13 protein-coding genes and 1 pseudogene are annotated in these 21,388 nt (G+C 48.6%); 3 read left to right on the forward strand and 11 right to left on the reverse strand.

Annotation, left to right across the window (positions count from 1 at the left end):
* The first annotated feature begins 347 nt into the window (after positions 1-347).
* Positions 348-1,745: a TldD/PmbA family protein gene (locus H6F52_RS19900; RefSeq protein WP_190434077.1), complete on the forward strand. Its 1,398-nt coding sequence runs from the start codon at positions 348-350 to the stop codon at positions 1,743-1,745.
* A 142-nt stretch (positions 1,746-1,887) separates the two neighbouring features.
* Here H6F52_RS19900 and coaE read toward each other — a convergent pair whose 3' ends face one another.
* The 7 genes and pseudogenes from coaE to H6F52_RS19950 all read right to left on the reverse strand — a co-directional run bounded on the left by coaE (position 1,888) and on the right by H6F52_RS19950 (position 14,484).
* Entirely contained in the window at positions 1,888-2,478 is a 591-nt protein-coding gene (coaE, locus tag H6F52_RS19905; RefSeq protein ID WP_190536524.1) for a dephospho-CoA kinase, read from the reverse strand.
* Positions 2,475-4,676, reverse strand: coding sequence for an EAL domain-containing protein (locus H6F52_RS19910; protein WP_190536525.1), 2,202 nt, complete (start codon positions 4,674-4,676; stop codon positions 2,475-2,477). The genes coaE and H6F52_RS19910 overlap by 4 nt, the downstream gene beginning before the upstream one ends.
* Before the next feature lie 147 nt (positions 4,677-4,823).
* Positions 4,824-5,267 (reverse strand): response regulator, encoded by a 444-nt coding sequence (locus H6F52_RS19915; protein WP_190413703.1) that lies wholly within the window; start codon positions 5,265-5,267, stop codon positions 4,824-4,826.
* Positions 5,260-9,231, reverse strand: a complete 3,972-nt coding sequence (locus H6F52_RS25350; RefSeq protein WP_199300648.1) for a PAS domain S-box protein — start codon at positions 9,229-9,231, stop codon at positions 5,260-5,262. The genes H6F52_RS19915 and H6F52_RS25350 overlap by 8 nt, the downstream gene beginning before the upstream one ends.
* A gap of 941 nt (positions 9,232-10,172) precedes the next feature.
* Positions 10,173-11,066: pseudogene (locus H6F52_RS26520) on the reverse strand (glycosyltransferase family A protein); the annotation flags it as partial.
* 175 nt (positions 11,067-11,241) lie between these two features.
* The gene (locus tag H6F52_RS19945) at positions 11,242-12,762 is read right to left on the reverse strand and encodes a carotenoid oxygenase family protein (protein WP_190536527.1); all 1,521 of its coding nucleotides are present in this window, start codon (positions 12,760-12,762) and stop codon (positions 11,242-11,244) included.
* Positions 12,763-13,035: 273 nt separating this feature from the next.
* On the reverse strand, positions 13,036-14,484 hold the full coding sequence (locus tag H6F52_RS19950) for a folate/biopterin family MFS transporter (RefSeq protein ID WP_190536528.1): 1,449 nt from the start codon (positions 14,482-14,484) through the stop codon (positions 13,036-13,038).
* Between the two features lie 514 nt (positions 14,485-14,998).
* On the opposite strand from H6F52_RS19950, the gene H6F52_RS19955 reads away from it, so the two are divergent.
* On the forward strand, positions 14,999-16,969 hold the full coding sequence (locus tag H6F52_RS19955) for an adenylate/guanylate cyclase domain-containing protein (protein ID WP_242034006.1): 1,971 nt from the start codon (positions 14,999-15,001) through the stop codon (positions 16,967-16,969).
* Positions 16,970-17,261: 292 nt separating this feature from the next.
* Positions 17,262-18,107 (forward strand): universal stress protein, encoded by an 846-nt coding sequence (locus tag H6F52_RS19960; RefSeq protein ID WP_190414684.1) that lies wholly within the window; start codon positions 17,262-17,264, stop codon positions 18,105-18,107.
* Between the two features lie 111 nt (positions 18,108-18,218).
* Here H6F52_RS19960 and psbM read toward each other — a convergent pair whose 3' ends face one another.
* The 4 genes from psbM to H6F52_RS19980 all read right to left on the reverse strand — a co-directional run bounded on the left by psbM (position 18,219) and on the right by H6F52_RS19980 (position 21,183).
* The gene (gene psbM, locus H6F52_RS19965; RefSeq protein WP_190414683.1) at positions 18,219-18,335 is read right to left on the reverse strand and encodes a photosystem II reaction center protein PsbM; all 117 of its coding nucleotides are present in this window, start codon (positions 18,333-18,335) and stop codon (positions 18,219-18,221) included.
* A 261-nt stretch (positions 18,336-18,596) separates the two neighbouring features.
* Entirely contained in the window at positions 18,597-18,737 is a 141-nt protein-coding gene (locus H6F52_RS19970) for a hypothetical protein (RefSeq protein WP_190536529.1), read from the reverse strand.
* Between the two features lie 327 nt (positions 18,738-19,064).
* Complete coding sequence (locus tag H6F52_RS19975) at positions 19,065-19,364, reverse strand: 2Fe-2S iron-sulfur cluster-binding protein (protein WP_190414681.1); 300 nt, start codon at positions 19,362-19,364, stop codon at positions 19,065-19,067.
* 127 nt (positions 19,365-19,491) lie between these two features.
* The gene (locus H6F52_RS19980) at positions 19,492-21,183 is read right to left on the reverse strand and encodes a TolC family protein (protein ID WP_242031402.1); all 1,692 of its coding nucleotides are present in this window, start codon (positions 21,181-21,183) and stop codon (positions 19,492-19,494) included.
* Positions 21,184-21,388: the final 205 nt, after the last annotated feature.

A 21,388-nucleotide genomic window follows, 5' to 3' on the forward strand; every position in this document is an offset into this window, starting at 1 on the left:
GTGCGTTGCGGCACGCTTTGAGCAACTCGCAACTCGCTTAACATTGAGTCCTCTGCTTCGCTTAAGATAATCCGAATAGGAGCAGGCATAAATAATGGAAAACTCCGTTTAGAGAACCGCTCCCATCTTACATTTAATTAGTCCCAGCTACTTAGATATTCTTGTCCAGGTAGTAACAGGTGCATCTGGCTTTAAAAACCTCTTTTCCTAGCGAAAAGGGGTTTTCGTATTTTGTATCTCTATCGATTACCATAACCTCCCCGGCTCCTCGTTTCCTGCTTCCAGTGGCAAGGTGCGACCAAATAATTGCACAATGGAAGCAGTTTATTAATGTTGCTGCAAGACAAATGCCGACCTTACTGGCTGATGCCAAAAACTTGCTCGCCGACTTAATCGCTCGTTACTCACCTCAAGTCGATTATTTGGCAGTTCGGATAGAAGAAGCCGAAGGAACTGATATCTTTTTGCGCGGCGATAAGGTCGAAACCCTCACTGAAGGCATCTCCATTGGTGGACAAGTCCGGGCTTGTTACCAGGGCGGCTGGGGCTTTGCCAGCTTTAATCAGCTTTCTACCTTAGCAGACCGAATTGAAGAAGCGATCGCTGCCGCTCGGATTATTGGCGATGAAGAAACCCTGTTGGCTCCGATTGAGCCAGTACAGGCGACTTGCCAACTTCCCCTAGAAGGCAGCGATCCGCGAGAGATATCGCTGGAAACCAAGAAGCAATTGTGCGATCGCTACACTGAAATCCTCAAAAGCGCTAGCCCTTCAATCACCACCACCTCTGTGCGCTACAGCGACAGTTCCCAGCGAATTATCCTCGCCACCTCAGACGGAACGCTGATTGAGCAATCTTGGGTGGATATGGAAATGCGCTTTGCCGCCACTGCTCGGAATGGCGAAACCGTCCAAACCGGACGAGAAACAACTGGCTCCCGCAAAGCCTACGAAGACTTAACAAATTTGGACGATCAGGTTCGGAGTGCTGCTCTCCGTGCCGTGAACGCCCTCTCTCTGCCTCCTGTGAAAGGCAATACCTACACGGTCGTCATCGACCCCATTCTCAGCGGTTTATTTGTCCATGAAGCTTTTGGGCACCTTTCAGAAGCAGACATGGCTTATGAAAACCCGGATATTTTGGAAGTGATGACCTTGGGACGTCGATTTGGGCCAAAAGAACTGCAAATCTTTGACGGTGCTGCTCCTCCCGGTCATCGTGGCAGCTACTTATACGATGATGAAGGGACGCCTGCTACCACGACTCAGCTAATTAAGGATGGCATCTTAGTTGGACGCCTCCACTCCCGCGAAACTGCTGGAAAGCTGAGCGAAGCCCCCACTGGCAACGCCCGTTGTCTGAATTACCACTATCCCCCCCTTGTTCGGATGACGAATACTTGGATTGAGCGGGGTACAACGCCCGTGGAGGATTTATTTGCAGGGATCAAAGAAGGCGTCTACGCTCGTAACTGGCTGGGTGGTATGACGAATGGAGAAATGTTTACTTTCTCCGCCGCTGAAGCTTGGATGATCCGCGACGGCAAGATTGCTGAACCCGTTCGGGATGTGACGCTTTCGGGGAATGTTTTCAGCACCTTGGCGGATATTGAAGCAATTGGGGATGATTTCTACTGGGATGAATCCGGCGGCTGCGGGAAGGGAGGTCAGAACGGCTTGCCAGTCGGTTGTGGCGGGCCAAGTCTCCGCATTCGCAATGTCATTGTGGGAGGCGATGCAGAATAGTTAAAAATTAGAAATTTCGTCAGTGTCATGAAGTTTTCACGATTGGAATGACCTAAACCTCGGCATTCTTCCTTTCAAGAGACAGAGAAGAAGTCAAGATATAGGCGATAAAAAACTCATGACACTAACAACTCCCACATTTTTAATTTTTAATTTTTAAGTGCGTATCTACCTGTTTGAGCAAATCTTCAAGCGTAGAAGAATTATCTAAAACTACATCAGCGCGATCGCATTTCGCCTGAATGGGCATTTGGCTAGTAATCCTGGCTTGCGCTTGTTCTAAAGTTAGGCGATCTCGCTTGATTAATCTCTGAAGTTGATGTTGTTCGGAACAGTATACGACCCAAGTTTCCGTACACAGAGCCGTCATCCCCACTTCAAACAGCAAAGGCACCACCAACACTACAGTCGGATGCGAGTTGAGTGCTTGCATTTTTTCAATCATGCGATCGCGCACGTAAGGATGAATCTGTTGCTCTAGCCAACGCCGCTCTTCGGGCGAATTAAAGACAATATTGCCCAGCTTTCGGCGGTCAAGCGTCCCATCCGGTAGCAGAATATCGGCTCCGTAACGCTTAACAATTTCGCCGAGAATCGGCGAACCCACTTTTACAGCTTCTCTAGCATAAATATCCGCATCCAAAACCGGCAAATTGTAGTGACTGGCAAGATAATTTGAGACAGTTGTTTTGCCAGTACCAATGCCTCCCGTCAGACCAATAACGCGCATCATGAATTCACTTGCAACTGTGCCAAAATCAACTGTCCCGCAGCCCCATTATCTAAAGGGTTCGAGAAAAAATATCCCTGTCCTCGTTCGCATTGCAATGCCTTGAGTTGTGCCAACTGTTGAGCCGTTTCTATCCCCTCCGCCGTCACACTCATTCCTAAATTATGAGCCAACGCCACGATTGCCTTGACAATCTCTGCATCCTTGCCACCCGCTCCCATTCGGTTCACAAAAGAACGGTCAATTTTCAATGTATTAACGGGAAAGCGGTGCAGATAATTCAAGGATGAATAACCCGTACCAAAATCATCAATCGATAATTGAATATTTCGATCTCGCAATTGCCAAAGCAGGATGGCGGCAGCTTCAGCATTTTCCAGCAAGCAGCTTTCAGTAATTTCCAACTTTAAATAGTGTCCATCCAAGCCAGTCTTCCTCAAAATTCGGTCAATCTGCTCAATCAAATTTGGTTGCGAAAACTGCTTACCAGAGAGATTCACGCTAATTGCCAAACCCTGAGTCGTAGAATACTGCTGCTGCCAAACTTTTAGCTGACGGCAAGCTTCGTTCAATACCCAAGTACCCAAGGGAATAATCAGACCCGTATCTTCTGCCACAGGGATAAACTCGCTTGGGGGAACCATGCCACGAGTCGGGTGATTCCAACGCACCAGAGCCTCAAAAGCCTTAATTTTACCCGTCGCCAGCTCGACGATTGGCTGGTAGTAAAGTTGAAATTCCGTGGCGATAATCGCTCGTCGCAGATCCGTTTCTAACTGCAAATGTGCCACGGCAAGGGTATGCATGGCCCGATGGAAGACAACATAGCGACCTTTACCCTCTAACCGGGCATGATACATTGCCGTATCGGCTGCTCGTAGCAGGTCTTGCGGACGAGGCAAGAGGTTATTGTGAGAGGATGCAGAGGGACAAAGCGGCATAGGGGCAGATGCTTTCCGAACCGGCTCCCAGCCCTCTTGCCCCTTTCCGGCAAAGGCAATCCCAATGCTAGTCGTGGTGAATACTTCGCGCCCATCCAAGTTAAAAGGCGAATTCAGTTCCCCCTGGATCTGCTCGACAACGCGAATCGCATCGCTAACATCGTGAATATCCTCCAGCAGAATTGCAAATTCGTCTGTGCCAATCCGAGCTAGGGTGTCCGTAGGACGGAGGCAGGTCATCAGTTTGCCAGCTGTAGCGATGAGCAGTTGGTCGCTTACCAAGTGTCCTAGACTATATTTGACCATCTCGAAGCGATCCAAATCCAGAAACAGAACAGCAAATAAACTATCTTTGTATCGTTGGGAATGCTTAATCTGGCTGGCAAGACGTTCGAGAAATAAGGTCCGATTTGGCAAACCGCAAAGCGAATCGTAGAACGCATGGTGTCGCAGTTGCTCCTCGGCTTGCTTGCGCTCAGTAATGTCGTGGCAGTTGACGACAATCCCCTGCACCGCCGGATCGTTCAGGAGGTTAGTGGTGACTGCCTCGAAGATCCCCCAAGAGCCATTGCGATGCTGCACGCGATACTCACCGAGTCGCTGAGTCACATTGGGATTTTGAATCGAATTTTTCAGCCTTTGCTTAACCAGTAGCACATCCTCTGGGTGAATAAATGTCAAAGCATTTTTGCCTATGAGTCCATCGGGTGCGTATCCTAGAATCCGATTGACAGAAGGACTCACATAAGTCACTTGACCGCTGGCGTTAACAATGATGATGATGTCAGTCGCATTTTCGATCAGCGCTCGAAATCGTTGCTCGCTCTCTTGTAAAGCGGCGATTAATCTGGTTTTTTCCGCCTCAGACTGCCGCTTTTGGTCGCGCATTTGTTTGGCTTGTAGGGCTTGCGCTACTGCCGATCCTAGCCGCATCAGACGGTCTTTCAGTAGATAATCTGCTGCCCCCTGCTTCATGCACTCCACCACCACTTCTTCGCTCACCGTGCCCGTGATCACAATGAACGGAATATCTAAGCCGCGCTCTTGCAAAAGTTGCAGCGCTCTGAGGGCGTCAAACTGAGGCAAGCTATAGTCAGCCAAAATTAGCTCGATACCGGGATGCAGTTGGGCGAGGTAGTCGGCTTCTGTCTCTACACGCTGCCAGTCGGGTTTAAAGCCAGCCAAACGTAGTTCGTGCAAAGTTAATTCAGCATCAGCCAGGGAATCCTCAAGCAGTAAAATCTGGAGCGGAGCGGACATGATGACCTTCTTGTAAGCAAGGGAATTGAGCCGTGGGCGGGGTTACACCACTGTTCGCTTTTAGAGAGCGTGCAGTCTGAATTATGAGGTGTTGAGCGTAAATTTAATTGCGGTTTTTAGAATTTTTAGCCTCAAGAATGCTAGCTGCTAGCGGCTTGGCAGCTGGTTTAACAGCAGCCAGTACAAGCCTAATTGCTGCACTGCTTCGGTAAACTGTTCAAAGTTCACCGGCTTAACGATATAACTATTGACGCCCAACTGGTAACTTTCTACGATGTCGCGTTCTTCGTTTGACGAGGTGAGGATGACGACTGGAATCATGCGGGTTTGGGGGTCAGATTTGAGGCGTTGCAAGACTTCCAAGCCGTCTACTCTGGGGAGTTTGAGGTCGAGGAGAATGACTTTGGGGTAGTTTTCCGGATAGCGATCGCGATAGGCACCTGTCCGGAAAATGTAGTCTAAGGCTTCCGCACCGTCGCGGGCAACTTGAATGCGATCGCCAAGGTTGTGCTTTCGCAAAGCATAAAGTGCTAATTCTAGGTCGTTGGGATTGTCTTCGACCAGCAAACATTCTGCTGTGCGCTCACTCATGAATATTTCCCTCTGCCAGGGTAAAGTAAAATGTTGTGCCTTGGTTAACGCCTGACTCAGCCCAAATCCGTCCGCCGTGGCGATGGATGATGCGCTGCACAATCGCGAGTCCGACTCCGGTTCCTTCGTAATCTTCCGCACGATGCAGCCGTTGGAAGACGCCAAAGAGTTTATGAGCGTATCGCATATCAAAGCCTGCGCCGTTGTCTTTGACGAAATAAACGACAGTGGTTGAAAAGTCATTTGTCTCTAGTTCTGGGTCATTCGTAAATGACTGATGACGATAGCCAATTTCAATCTGGGCGACTTCCCGACCGCGCGTGAATTTTAGAGCGTTTGTCAGCAAGTTGACAACTACTTGCTTAAGTAAAGCAGGATCGCCTTCGCAGGCGGGTAAATTGCCGATATTTATTTCAAATTGGCGATTTTGCTGTTCGTGCCATAAGTCTGCCAGTACTTGACGTACCAAATCAGCGATCGCTACAGCTTGTTTTCTCAGTGGCTGGCGCGAAAGGCGCGAAAATGTCAGCAAGTCATCAATCAGTTGTCCCATTTGCTGAGCATTATCCCGCACCAGTTTCTGGTAACGTTGGGCTTCCGGATCGAGTTGTTCTAGATATTCTTCCAGCAAAATCCGCGAAAATCCGTTGATAGCACGCAAGGGCGATCGCAAGTCGTGAGAGATGGAATAACAGAAAGCTTCTAACTCTTGATTTGCAGCTTCCAGTTGCGCGGTTCGTTTGATGACTCGTTGTTCAAGTTCCGCGTTCAACTGTCGAATTGCTTCCTCTGCCTGGACTTTTTCGGTAATGTCGGTGCAGGTGCCGATCCACTCTCGCACATCGCCGTCTTTTGATAATACTGGAACCCCACGGACATTGAAGTAGCGGTAAATACCATCAGCACGCCGCAGCCGAAACTCAGTGTCATAGAGGCTTTTCGTTTGGATAGCGTTAGACCACTGCTCGGCAATGCGATCGCGATCGTCTGGATGGATGGCATCTAGCCAGTGCCAGCTTAGTATTTCTGCCTCGCTTTGACCCGTATAGGCTCTCCAATCCGGTTGATCCGTCACAACCTCACCTTGGGGGTTGGAAGTCCAAACCATCTGTGAGGTCGCCCGTGCCAAAGAACGATATCGTTCCTCACTCTGCCGCAACGCTTCCTCAGCCACTTTTCGTTCGGTGATGTTGCTGACTAAGGCAATAAATCCTTTGACTTCACCGTGTTCCCCAAAATGTGGCAGGTAAGTAGCATTGACCCAACGCATCCCTCCATATTCATAGGATATAGGGCTTTCGTAGGTTACTTCCTGCCCGGACAATGCTGCCTCGACATACGGCTGAATTGCCTGATAAGCCGAGTCCCCTAAAATTTTTCTAATGGGCTGTCCGATGACTTCCGCCTGAGATTTGCCGAACCATTGTTCGTAAGCCCGATTGTTAAAGTGATAGCACTGTTCCGAATCGACATAGGCAATCAGCACCGGCAAAGCATCTGTAATCAAGCGCAGTTGATCTTCACTCTGTTGCAATGCTGCCTCTGCTTGCTGGCGTTCCAGAGCAATTCCCGCAATTTGGGTCCCAATCTCGGTCAGATATAACTCATCCTGATTCGGTCGCCTCGCGTCGGGATGATACATTACAAAAACGCCTAATACCTTACCGTTACTGGAAAAAATAGGCGTAGACCAACAGCTTTGTAGTTGATGGCTTAATGCCAAATCTCGGAAATCCGCCCAAAGGCGATCGCTCTCAATATCTGAGACAATCACGGGTTTACCGAAATACGCTGCCTTACTACAGCAACCAAAACCAGGACCAATCGCGATACCATCAATCGCCTGAGTGTAGCTTTCGGGAAGGCTAGGAGCGACTCCATGTCGTAACTTGTTCTCTTTTTCGTCAACTAGCAGAATCGAACAAAAGCCCTCACCGGATTGGGTCTCGATAAACCGAGCCAAAACATCCAGAACATCACTCAGTGCTGCGCCAGTGGCAATCATTTCGAGTACCTGTTTTTGCCCGGCGATCAGCGCCTCAGCTTGCTTGCGCTCGCTGATGTCTATCATCGCGCCGATCATCCGCACTGGATTCCCCTTATCGTCATGGGCGATAAATCCCCGATTGATCGCTAAGGCATAAGAGTTGTCGGCGCGACGGTAGCGGTATTCATCCGACCAGATTTGTCTTCCACTGTCAATTGCAGCATGAATCCCACTGACAACCCGCTCTCTGTCTTCTGGATGTATATTTTCGTACCACCAACTGGCATCAAAACCTACTTCAGTTTCCGCATAGCCGAAGAGTTTTTGCAAGGATTCGTTCCACTCTACGCGGTTTGTCAGTAAATCCCAGTCCCAGATTGCATCGTTGCTGGCTTTAGCGACGAGGCGGTAACGGGTTTCGCTTTCCCGCAGCGCTTCCAGAGCGCGATTGCGTAGCGTAGCGTGCCGCAGGCTTTCGCTAATATTGGCGAAGATGCCAATGCTGCCGCTCATCTTGCCATTGACATCTTGCAGCAGGGCTGTCCAAAGGCTAACGTCAATCAAGGTGCCGTCTTTCTTTTGGCTGCGGAATTCCCTGCCACCGCTACCACGATCTCCTCCGCCCTGCAAGTCAGCCTGAAGCAAGGCATGGAACGCTTCCTGTTGATCCGGGAGGAAAATCGGCAACGGATAGCCGACAACTTCTGCCGATTTCCATTCAAAAAGACGCTCAGCCTCTGGATTCCACAGGGTGACGTTCCTATTAACATCGAGCGTCACGATCGCTAACGGTGAAGTTTCGATCAGGGTTTGCAGCGTTTGATTTGTGGTTAATAGGGCTTCTTGTGCCTGTTTTTGATCGGTAATGTCCCTCAGGGTGCCGGACGTACCGATAATCGTTCCGTCGGAAGCCAATGTTAATTTGCCGTGTCCTTCCAGCCAACGATAGTCGCCATTTGCACTCAGATATCTCGCCTGATACCGATAAGATTCTTGCTGGCGTTCAATGAGGGAGCGAAATTCTTCCAGGTGTTGTGGGCGATCGCTCGGATGAACAAAATCGATTAAATTCTTACCAATACTTTCTTCGAGGGCGAAGCCGGTAATTTCTTTCCAGGCGGGATTAAGAAATGTCCAATATCCGGCTTCATCAGTCTGGAATAGCACCTGTGGCAGGCTGTTCACCAAGGAGCGATATTTTTCCTCTTGCTCTTGCAAGGAGGTTTCTGCCGACTGGCGATCGCGCTCAGAACGTTCTAGCGACGCCGCCATCGTGTCAAAAGCACCCGCCAATTCCCTGACTCCGAAACCGTGAGTCACCCCGCTACGAACGCTCAAATCGCCTTCTGAGAGCTGCTGCATTGCCTTCAGGAGCGCCTTCACCCGACACAACATCAACACCTCGCTACCCACCCAAGTGGCAGCGATCGCTAACACGGCGACCAATCCCATGCCTGCTAGGTTGCGGTACAACTGCCGATCGGCAGCCGCAAAAGCGACGGTTTTGGGGATGCCCGCCAACACGTAGAGGTTGCAGCGATCGCCCTGATCTCTACAAGTGCCCTCCAAGGGCGCGATCGCATACAAGCTCGTTACACCATCCACGCCGGAAGCCTCCACCATGCCAGCCCTTTTTTGCGTCAGCATCGTTTTAACCAAAGGTGCTTCCGGTGCGGCTTGCCCGACCCAGGTTTCGGGGTTAGGATAGCGAGCTAAAATTATCCCTTTGCTGTCAATCAAGCGCTCTTGGTTAGCGGTAGCCACCCTAGCCATCTGTAGCGCCTCTGCCTGAATTTGAGTTGTTTGGTGTCGGCGTTCCTCAAAGTTTGTGTATATCAACGCCAATACCAGAACGACAACCAGCAGTACTAGGTAGGTGAGGTGCGATCGCAGTGAAACTGCGTATGTTTTTGCTTTTCGCAAACCCGGTTCAACAGAGTTCGGTAATTTTGATTGCGATCGCTTAGGCCAGCCCATTCTTCAACAATTTCCTTTTGTGCAGGAGCAAGGCTATACCCCGGTGAATGGCTGCCGCTTCGCTAAGGGCTTTTTAAAGCTTGGGGTGAGATGAAACATAATATAGCAATCCTATTTTAGTTTTGAGATGCTAGTGTTTCAGCTACCCAATTTTTTTACAAAAGTCGGGTATCTCGCTTCACAAATTATTTAAGACGACAATATATCAACATCAAACAGCAATTCAAGTAATATTATTTAGAAGTAAAAAAAGGCGATTGAGGCGGAGGGAGAGAGGAAAATATTTTTCCAAATCTTGAAATGCACTACTTCCCCATTTAATCCTTAGTTTTGCCTTCTGGTAATCTGTATAGCACTAACCGGCGAATCAAGGGTTCTTTATGATGACGCTGTCGTAATAAGATAAGTTTTACTAATAGCTTCCAGGCAGCAAAGGAAAATATAGTCGGGAATGCCATTTGAGACGCGATCGCCAATTTTCCTTGCCGAATCGCTAAAAACCCTGCACGCAGTTTGAAATAAGCTTGCCAGTCTTGAAGGTTGGAAATAGTAGATTGGTGTTTTTCGCTAACTAAAGCATAGATTTTTTCCATCACTAGAATATTTTTATCTAGTAAATGATTTTGGATCGGGGGCTTCTTGCTAAGAGATTGAGGAAAATCCGTTATCCCGAAAATCTTCCATGCAACTAGCGAAACGAAACCATTTACAGCCATTTTAATAGCGCTGAAAAATTCTCCCTGCTTGAAAGCAATCCGGCTACAGCGGAATTTTAGAGAGATGCGTAATTCTTGAAGCTGCGCTGTTTTAGACCGACTTTTTGGAACAATAGAGTTATGAATAGATTCCGAATAAGGAATCGACTTAGACAGCGAGTCATCGGTATCAGCTTGCTTTTGAGGCAAGAATAATTGCTGAGGATGCGATAGATTGTTAATTGCTAAAAGCTTCCATGCACTCAGTGAAAAAACTGCGGGAAATGCCATTTTGATTGCACTCAGGATTTTTCCTTGCTTAAGTGCCACCAGACTCCAATGTAGTTTAAGATAATCTTGAATATTTTTAATTGGGGGAGTTTTAGAACGGTGAGTTTCACTCACCAAAGCATAAATTTTCTCCTTCATTAAAATATTAGTATCCATCCTAATTTTAAGAGGAAATTTTTGATTATAAGCTCCAGGCCAAATTGTGCGATAAGCAAGGCACTGATTTACAAAAACAGCATCCCCAAACTGGGCAATTTTGATCCAAGAATCAATGTCATCAAAGTTCGCATCTAAGCGAGAATCCCAACCGCCTGATTTCAGAAAAGCCCAACGAGCGAAGACAACTTGAATGGGAGTACCAAAAGGGATAAGTTCTAGTAGCATCCCAAAATGAAGGTCTTCTTGGGGAATAGAGAAAGCTCTGCCAGGACCAATTTGTCTGGTTCTGTAAAGTTCGACCTCGTTGACATCAACCTGCGCCGCCTGACAAGAGGCAATGACAGCGTTTGGACACAGCGCGATCGCCCGATTCATTTCCTCTATAAAATTCGGTGCTAAATAGTCATCATCATCAACCGGCTTAATCCACTCGCCTTTAGCAAGTTGCACTCCAGCGTTCATCGTCGCCGAGTGACCCAGGTTAATCTGATTGCGGTGATAAACGAGGCGTTCGTCACCTTTGGCACGAAGCGCTGCCACTAAACCGCTTACATAGGCTTGGGTGCCATCCGAAGAGCAGTCATCCGCAACAATGACTTCACAGGGGAATGTTTGGGCAAGAGAAGTGTCAATTGCCCGTTTTAGCAAGGAAAGGCGATTATAAGTCGTAATAACGATGCTGAATTTCATCCCAGCTCCGCTTGGGATACTTCAGCCAAAGGTATCCTATCTTGATGCAAAAGAGAAGGTGGAGATTACTAGGTTTGCAAAGATTTATAGTACAGCGGTCAGCGAATTTTAGCTTTTAGAGGAGCGATCGCTCCTCCATAACCGCTTTAAAATCCAAAATTGGCTGACTAGATATCTAGTGGCTGGGCGCAAAGCAGTGGGACGTAAAGTTGCCATGCAACCCATAAGGAATATGATGCTTCAAGTGCAATCGCGCCACCGGGCCTCGATCGACGTGGGCGGCATCTAAAATAACGACATCAGAGCGGTGGTGAGAAGAGTCGTAAACTAACGTCAGCACCCAACCCTCATCTTCACGGGTAGCACCCGGACGAGGGACAAAGATCGGTTCGCTAACATAGCCTTGGGGTGCTGCACTCCAGAGTTGGCGACAATCTGATTCTAAATCCACCTTGAGGATAGCTTGGAGAGGCGCATTGCCCTCGGCAGCATGAGCTGCACCCAGATATAGATACTGATAAGGGCGTCCGACTCGTTCGGGATGAACGAAGGGAAACTCGCAGCAACGGCTTTCTAAAAGCCTCCGCCGTACCGTTTTATCTTTATCCTTTAAATTAAACTGGAACCGCCACATTTGTCCGGGGGATAGTGCCTGAAAGTCTACCTCCCGATAGTCTGATTCCGGCTCAACTTCTGGAAAAGACTCATAGCAAATTGAGTCAATACAAATTTCGTCCCCTTGCTCAAAGGCATTGGCATGGTGGAAGACAAAACCCGACTGAGTTTCAAAAATTTGCATTTTTTCCCCTGGTTGGGGGTTGCGGGGAATCACCACAATCCGGGTGAGTTGCTCCGCCTGGAACTTGACACACTCACCCGCACCGCGAAATCCCAGCAGGAAAGGCACCGGGTTGAAGGAAACGGGATTTTGGAAGAAGATGCAGTAATTGGGCGTAATCGCAAAATCGTGGATGAAGGCGAAGCCAGGAACGCTGTGAGAGTTCTGCTGCACAACTTTGCCAGCCGCGTCTAATTCATAGATGATGATGGTGCTGGAAAGACCCGGTTTAATGGCAAAGTTCACCAGGCAAGGGGCACCAGCCTGGCGATCGCATTTAGGGTCAATGCGAGGGTGGGCGGCAAAGGCGTCACCATTTTGCAAAACCCCGTCCAAATATTCTTTCCCCAGGGTTTCCAAGGTGTTGGGGTCTAAAAGATGAGGTTCGGCAGCTTCCCAAAGCGCCAGGAGTTTGCCCCCCCAGTAAATGACGTTGGTGTTGGCAATATTTTTGAGTTTCACATCAAAAGCATTGGCTAGCCAACCACCGGGCTTCTGGGTGCCAAAGACGCCGCGATAGAGAATTTTACCGGCTTTCTGTTCTTCCACATAGCCCTGTGTGCGGACAAAGCGATTGCGAAAGTGGGCGCGACCTTCTGAAAAGGCGATCTTGGCAATCATGCCATCTCCATCAAATGGGTGATGGATGCGTTGACCCTTGACATCTAGCAACCCGGGGCCATTCCGAAACAGCGTTCCTTCTAGTTCTGCGGGAATCTCCCCTTCAATGTCATCAATCCAATAATCGAATTCTTGCGGCAAAGATTCATAGCCCTTTTGCCACTTTTTAATGTGGTAGGGAAGTTGATCGGGCACCTCTGTGGGCACCGGAAAGCGTTCTGGTGTGGGTATTTGCATATTAAACGGTTCGGCTTAGAAAAACTCGTGACGCGATCGTGAACTAGGACAGACGTGTTAGCGCCGCTGCACGTTAAGTCGCACGGATGAATGATTTGTCGGATGGGATAGCGATCGCTACCCTATGCAGGTGTTGGGTTTCCTGGCGTCCCAACCGACGAAAATCTTCAATTTAATTGCATCCGCCTAGTGAGTGCAGCAGCTTTCTGATTCTCGTTTCCAGTCTGAAACGGGAAACGGAATCAGCACTGCCTACTCTCGATCCTTCCTCTTTTAGTCGGCGGGTTCGTCTACTGTGGGGATGAGTTCTGGAAGAAAGTCAGGAACAAAAGACCGTTCCCGATGCTGAATGGGGGCTGACTGAATATGTATGGCTGATGACGGTTGCAAGCTTGGCATCTCCCCAGATGGCTCGGTTTCCGGTTTGCCTGCGGGTAGCCAACCAATCAGTGGCAGCGGCAAAAGGGTTGATAGATTCGTAATCACGACCAACTGCCAGAGATGGTCAAAATTCCTTTCGGTGATGCCCAGCCAATAGGTGAGGACGGCTCCCAGTTCGTGGGACAATAACCCTGCCATATTTGTCACCGACATCAGCAGCGCAAACAAGGTTGCTTCCACTCCAGGCGGACATAGCCGCGCCGCAAGTACCAACAAGGGCATATAAGCAATCTGCCCCATCACCGTCAGGATCAGACTGTCTCCCAGGCTGAACCAGCGATCGTCGATGCCTAAAGAGCGGTTGGTATGAGTCACCAGCAGCAGCGTGGTCATTCCGAGTCCCGCGGCGATGATCGTTGTCCAGGTGAAAATGGTGCGAAAGGGGACAGCTTTGAGAAATCGTTGAAAAATTGCAATTCCGATCAGGGAGGCGAGACTGGTGACGAGACGTACCCGTCCCAAAAATTCTGGCTCAAATCCCAGTTCGTTGGTCGTGAAGTAGAAAAAGGCACTATCTGCGGTTGGTGTGGCTTGCAAAAGGAACAGAAAGGCGGTTGGTAGCCAGATTGATTTTTGGCTAACCGCTTTTCCCAGTTGTTTGATCTGGTTGGCAACGGTGGAGACATCTGGGCGATCGCTAATTGGCTCTTCTGCAATTAACCAAGCAACCGCTGACACGATTAAGGGGAAACCAGCGGTAATGGCAAAAATAGCATGGCTCCCGAAGTGTTGCAAAAGGAAACCGCTAAAATACGCAGTTACTAAGCCTCCCAGCGATGAGGCACCCCAGGAGAGGGATTGCAGGGAACCGGCATCACTCTGAGACTCTGCCCTGGCTCGTTCTACCACCAGCGAGTCTACAATTACATCGCTAACCGCTACCGAGAGGGACGAAAGCGCGATCGCCACTGTCGCCGCCCAAGCTGTATGCACAATCGTTGCCAGACTAAACCAGGAAATCGCTCCCAATAGTCCAGATAAAATCAGATAGGGTCGCCGCCGGTAGCCAAACAACGGTAGACCATCTGACAGAAAACCAAATAACGGCTTTACCACCCAAGGAATGGCAGCAATGCCCATCAAAGCCGAAACTTGAGCCGGACTTAGCGACAGTTCATCTTTGAGAAAAAAGCTGACTGCTAGACGCGCTAAACCCAAGATTCCCTGCACCAAATAGACCGTTAGAATGGCGCATAACTCAGGAGTCGGCTCATGACCAAAGAACACCTTTTTGATCGCGGAGTTCTTGATTTCGGACATACCAGAGGGGGAAAACTGCATTGATAACTTTTTTTAAGAAATATCAACATTCACCCTATGATAACCTCCCACTTTGGATGTGTTGTCTGTCCAAAGCCGGGATGATTCAGTGGTTGGTAGCCCTTAATTCCTTCCTCTCAAGAGAGTACAGATTAGGCAGGATAGGAACTTCAGAGGCTTCTAGGGAGAATGTGGAAATAACTGCATTCGGTAATCTTGTTGTGGGAAAGAAGTCGTCTATAAAGATTGACTTGTATAGGGTTGGCGATATTTGTAAGTCGTTTTCCCATCTCGATCGAACCCATTTCTAGAAATTAGCAATTTTTTCTTTTTCCATGATTCCTGACTGTTTACCCAGAATGAGGGGTATAGCCCGTCACTGTCCAAGTGCCATAATGTGGTAATGCAAAATCAGCAGTCGGTAAATTTACCAGTTTTCAATTCCCGAAATTAGCCCAAAAGCTACAGTAGAAAATGCTATGGCTCTGTCTTTGCCTCTGTTTCTCCCCATGTTAGCTCCGCTAAGGCTAGGGCGATGATGAAAGGCTTTTTTAAGTCCCAGACATCCACGCTATTAGATCTAAGCGATCGCCTCAAGATTGCGTTGTCGGAATTCACGGGTGTGCGAGTGGTCGCGATCGCTAGTCTTGTTGTGAGCGGGTTCGTTTTAGGAGTGCGTCATTTGGGCGGTCTACAACCTCTAGAACTCGTCGCTTTAGACCAACTGGTGCGGTTACATTCCGATCCAGGTCCCGACCCTCGGCTCTTAGTTGTGGGCATTACAGAAGGCGACATTCGCACTCAGAAACAATGGCCTTTATCCGACCGGACAATGGCGCAGCTATTGGCAAAGTTGCAATCATTGCAGCCTCAAGTAATTGGCTTAGATGTGTATCGGGAAATCCCGCAACAACCAGGAAATGCCGAACTTAAGGTGCAACTCCGGGAAAAAAATATCTTTGCCATTAAGAAATTTGGCGATACGGAGCTGGAACTGGTGTCGCCGCCGCCGGGATTTCCAGAGGATCGAGTTGGTTTTAACGATTTGCTGCTCGATCCGGATGGCGTTGTCCGCCGCAATCTATTGTTTGTCTCGGATGATACAAGCACTTATTTTTCATTTTCCCTACGGCTAGCGATCGCCTATTTAGAAAGTGTGGGCATCACACCAGAGTCCAGCCAACAAAATTCCGATCATATTCAACTGGCAAAAGCCGTATTTGTCCCGCTCCAGCAAAACTCTGGCGGGTATCAAAATATGGATGCGCGGGGCTACCAAGTTCTGCTGAATTACCGCTCCTCAAACGTGGCGCGGCAAGTTACGCTCACCCAAGTTTTAAAGGGACAGATTGACCCGAACTGGGTGAAAAATAAGATTGTGCTGATTGGCACAACGGCACCCAGCGCCAAAGATACTTTCTCAACCCCCTACAGCCCAGCCGAAAAGGAAACCGCCAAGATGCCCGGCGTCTTGGTTCATGCCCAGATGGTCAGCCAATTCCTTGACGCTGCCACGGGGGAGCGACCCCTATTTTGGTTCTGGGATGAACGGATAGAGGTGTTATGGATTGTCGGATGGACGCTGCTCGGCGCGATCGCGGCTTGGTGGTTGCGACATCCCGTTGTCTTAATTTTGGGCTGCGGCGTTGGGTTGGGGGTTTTGTTGGGCACCTGCTTCTATCTGTTTACTCTGCAAGGATGGGTGCCTCTGTCGGCTCCCGTACTGGGATTTATCCTCACCAGCGGAGTAGTTATCACCTACCGCTCTTATGATGCACAGCAGCAGCAACAAATTATCATGAAGCTTTTGGGACAGAATACTTCACCGGAAGTTGCCAAAGCTCTCTGGAAAGGACGCGATCGCTTGATCAAATCTGGGAAATTACCAGGAATTAAGCTAATCGCAACCATGATGTTTGCAGATATCAAAGATTTCAGTACCATTGCCGAACAAATGCCTCCGGAAGCTTTGCTGGAATGGTTAAATGAAATGCTGGATGTCGTCACCCACGAAATCATCGGCCATGAAGGCATTATCAACAAGTTTACCGGGGATGGCTTCATGGCTGTGTTTGGCGTGCCGATGGATCGCATCCACAAGGAGGAAGTCGCTCTTGATGCCCAGCGCTCGATAGAATGCGCTCTAGCAATCGGCGAAATTCTGGAGGAATTGAACCAAAACTGGAAAACTCGTGGCTTGCCAGTCATCCAGATGCGAATTGGAATTTTTACGGGTCCCGTCGTCGTTGGCAGTTTAGGAGGCAAAGACCGCCTAGAATATGGCGTCATTGGGGACAGCGTTAATACTGCCGCTCGCTTGGAAAGTTGCGAGAAACACCGCCAACCAAGCAACTGCCGCGTCCTGATCGGCAAGGAAACCCTGGTTCATCTTGATAACCAGTTTCTGGTTGAATCTTGGGGACCATTGCCACTGAAGGGCAAACAGCAAATGGTTGATGTCTATCTTGTTGTAGGGCGTCAAAGAGAAAAAGCGTCAGAAGTTTGATGAATAGCAAATTTTCTAAGAAACAGCGAGTGTAGATGCTCCTTTGACGTGTTCCGATTAATTAGGTTACAAAAATTAATGAATATTTTTTGCGCTTATTAAAGCAGTGTCATAAATCGTTAAAAATTAACGGCACTATCAGAAGTATGCTGAATGATGAAAAACTCACTTCCCAGATAAATCGGTTACTGTTGTTAGCAGTTATCACACTTTCATCAACATCTACTTCCCGATTCATTGGGTCAGAAAGCAATAAAAACAGAGCGATTTTTTCTGATAAAGAGGCATTTCGATGATTGAAAAAATTTTGTTAGCAGACTCTGGAACTGGACATTCTGAAGAGATGCTCAAGGCTTTGATAGAACTGCCTTCGATCCAACGGGCAGCAGTCACTATCTTGCACGTCGTTCCTTCTCAAATTACCACTGAGTCCATGACTTCAAAGTGGGAAGAGGGAGGCAGGATTCTCGCTACAGCCATCCAGACTCTGAACCTAGACCCAAATCACGTTAACACCATGCTGAGGCAGGGCGATCCGAAGGATACGGTTTGCCAGGTAGCAGAAGAAATAAATGCTGATTTGATCATTATGGGTTCGCGGGGGTTGAAGCGCCTAGAATCCATTTTAGAAAACTCGGTCAGCCAATATGTTTTCCAATTGTCTTCCCGCCCGATGTTGTTGGTGAAAGACGATATTTACGTCAAGAAAATTAACCGCATCATGGTTGCAATGGACGGCTCAGAATCGGCACAACAATGCTTAAATCTGGCTTTGTTTCTGTTGCGAGATAAAAAGGGTGGGCAGTTGGTTCTGGTTCACGTCAACAAAGCTCGGACAGGTTTTGAAGAAGCCGCTAACGCTGAAAAAGATCCTGTACTTGCTCCTGCGATCGCTGCCGCTAAAAAACAAGGCATTTCTTATAAGTGTGTCACCGGAAATGGTAAAGCAGGCCCAGAAATCTGTCGTTTGGCAGAGGAATCAAATGTTGATTTGTTAATGCTGGGTTCTCCCGATCGCCGTCCTTCGATTGCCAAAGGTTTACCAGATTTGGATCGCTTGCTGGGAACCTCGCTATCCGACTACGTGCGAGTTTATGCAAATTGTCCCGTTCTCTTAGGCCGCACGGCGACTACCTAAGAAACGCCAAACCTAAGCCAAGCCTAACCATAAAAAAATTCCCCTCGCCAGAAGGACATGGCAAGAGCCTTGTCCGTACTACAGCGGGGGGATTTTGTTCGATACAGATGATTAAGGATTCTTGTTGCTTTCGCGGCTAGCAGTTTGGATGTACAGAATCAACAAGAAAACTGTGGGAACCAGCACAAACAGGATGCTGGCGACAAAACCAAGATCGTTAACTTGCATTGAACCCAGCCTCTAATTAACTTTAAAGCACCACCCTTAAGCATATCATCCGGCGTCTGTCTTGAGGAGAGTGCGATCCCAAGAAGCCAAAATAGCGATCGCGCACTCTTCCCCTAAACAGTGGGATCGCTCTCCTGGAGCAGACATTGAGGCGATCGCGCTCTCACCAATATAAAAAGCGAACCGACAGGTCGGCCCTTCGCGATCGCGCTTTATTCTTAAAGGAAAGAGAAAAGCGATCGCATATTTTACGCAACAACCTTACTCAGACTCGTCACCCAAATAAGCTTGGCGACTGTGCTGAACATGAAGAACGGCTACGACATCTTGTTCGACCACAAATAGAATGGGATATTTCCTTGGTTTTCCGACCCACAATTGCCGAATTTCACGACCAATCATCGGCGCTTCTGGTGCTGCTGTGCATCGGTTGGGTAAAGTTCTGAAACGATGCGATGCGATCGCAAGATGTTCCCTTATTTTTAGGTACGACTTTTTAGGTACGACCGGGTATGCTCACATCCAACCGGGAAGATTCCAATTTATCAAAAGATCAAGCAAGAATTTTTCAAGCTAGTGCCGCTAGGAGGATGGTTCTAGGCAGTAGAGCGAGAAAACTTAAACGCAGAGGATGCAAAGGAATCGCAGAGTCCGGCAGAGAATTTATTATTGCCTTTGCGTAACTTTGCGAAATCCTTGCGATCTTTGCGTTAATAAACCTTCAATTTTTTATCGCGGCTTTGTTTTCACACTTGTTGGGCCATTTACAAGAGTTTGACAAGCTAAGCGATAGGTTTCTGGCTTTTTCTTCAGTTTGCGATTTTCCACCTCAGTGCGAGGCGAAAGATTTTCCATACCTTCCACAATTTCCACAATGCAGGTACCGCATTGACCGTAGCCCCCGCAGTTCATCATCTTTCCCCTAAAGGTATAGATATCAATGCCGTTCTGGAGGGCTTTTTCTCTTAAGTTAGCTCCATCCGCTGCGATCGCTTCTTGATTTTCATTGACAAATGTAATATTAGCCATCCGCCTTTTAACTCACCTCGCTTCTATTAACAAATCTTAAAAAATTATACAAATTTAGCAAAGCCGATCTCTACTGAAATGCCAGTGGTGTTTTGAGACACCGTAGGCTCGATTTGCTTCGCTCACCCTATTGGGGCTGATCGAAAAGTTGACTATCTGGGAGATTGCTGATCGCCCGTTCGAGAGCTGCCAGAGAGCGATTGTAATCCAGAACCGCTGTAAGACGGTTTACTCTAGCACGAGTTAGCTCGGTTTGAGCGCTAATGACATCTGTCTGGGTACCAACGCCAGATCTAAATCGTAACTCTGCCAGACGCAAGCTTTCTTCTGCCTGGGTAACGGCAAAAAAGGCAGTTTGAATATTCTCGGCATTCGACCTTAAGTTGAAATAAGCTTGTTCCACCTCCAAGCGGATTTGGTTGCGCTGGTCGGCAAATTGAGTTTCAGCGATCGCTATGTTCGTTTCTTCCTGACTGGCTCTCGCTCTGGCGGCTCCCCCATCGTAAAAATCCCATCGGAATTGCGCCCCCAGGGTTAAACCATCGGCTGGCCCGATATCGTCATTTAATACCCCTAAAACGCTGTAGTTGGCAACGAGGTTGACTTGCGGTCTGGTTGCCGCCAGGGCAATGCGCCTTTGCTCTTGGCTGATGTTCCGTCGAGCCAAGAGCTGTTCTAGCTCGGCGCGATTCTTCACGGCGAGGATAATACTCTGTTCTAGTGTTAGATTCCATTCACCAGCGACCTCAATTTCATCTGCTGCCGCCACCTCAACGGTTTCCCCTAGACTCAACAGCCTTGTTAATTGCCTGCGGGCAATGCTCTGCTGACTCCGGCTGCGAGTGAGATCCTGCACGGCATTTGCCAGCTGCACCTGCGCCCGCAGTACGTCAAATCGCGTTCCAAGTCCAGCTTGTTCTAGCAATTGAGCATCCCGGAGACTCCTGGCGGCATCTGTCACTGCTGCTTGGGAAATCTCAGTTTGGGAATCGGCTTCTTGCAGATCGTAGTAAGCATTGCTGACATCCAGGCGTAGTTGCTCGGACTGGCGTTCTACTTCTAACTGATCGAATCGCAGCTGTTCTTCTGCCGCCCGGATACGTGCCCCGCGCCGCCCGGAGGTGTAGAGTTCGTAACTCACTTGCAGGCCGGTGTCAAAGGATGTCGAAACAGTATTATCGTCGTCATTCCCCAAGAATGGGTTTAATGGCGATGACTGTTGTCGCCGATTTTGTAGCTCAGCATTCGGGGAATCTGACCTAGTAAAATTTGATTCTACGCCGATTGTTGGAAACTCAGCCGCCCGAAATTCTCGCACGGATGCCCGCGATCGCTCTAGGGTAAGAATTGCCACTTGTAAATCCCGATTGTTGCGCCGTGCCAGCTCCAGAGCTTGTTGTAGGGTAATTCGTTGGAAGTTTTGAATTTGCACTTCCTCAGATCTGGTCGGAAATTGTAGGGGATTAGCGCTGGGGTTGAGATATTCAGGGGGTAGGCTTTCCAGCGTGGTGGGTGCTTGTGGCGATTGTGCTGGAGCCGACTGGGAAACGTCTGTCTTGCCTCCCGTTGCATTTGGAGGGCTAGCTCCATCTCGGCTAACGGCTTCCTTTAGCGTCTGGGAAGAGATTGCGGGAAGCGCTGGGGTAGGGGCAACCGACGGGGTTCCCTTACTTTCAGCGGAAGTAGGATTTGGCTGAGTAAGCGGAGGCTTTTCTTGTGCAACACTGACTTTTGCACAGCTCATGGCGATCGCTGCACTCGCACCCACAGCCATGAAACCAGTTCCTACCCAGTGAAACGGATGACTAGAATTTGGCATAAGTTTTTGAATTTGGTCTGCGCTGTTAGAAAAACTTCTTTTCTTTAGCTCAAGCACCTTAAGAAGGATACTGGGTTGCGAATGTGCTTGGCAAACGAATTTTTGTGAATTGGGGCAAGAACCTGAAAATGCAGAACCCTAAGCCTGATATTGGTGCATTCTGCCAGAAATAATTGATTTCCTTAGCCCTAAAGCAGATAGCCTC

Origin of the sequence: Coleofasciculus sp. FACHB-542 (assembly GCF_014695825.1) — a bacterium.
Classification (GTDB): domain Bacteria; phylum Cyanobacteriota; class Cyanobacteriia; order Cyanobacteriales; family FACHB-T130; genus FACHB-T130.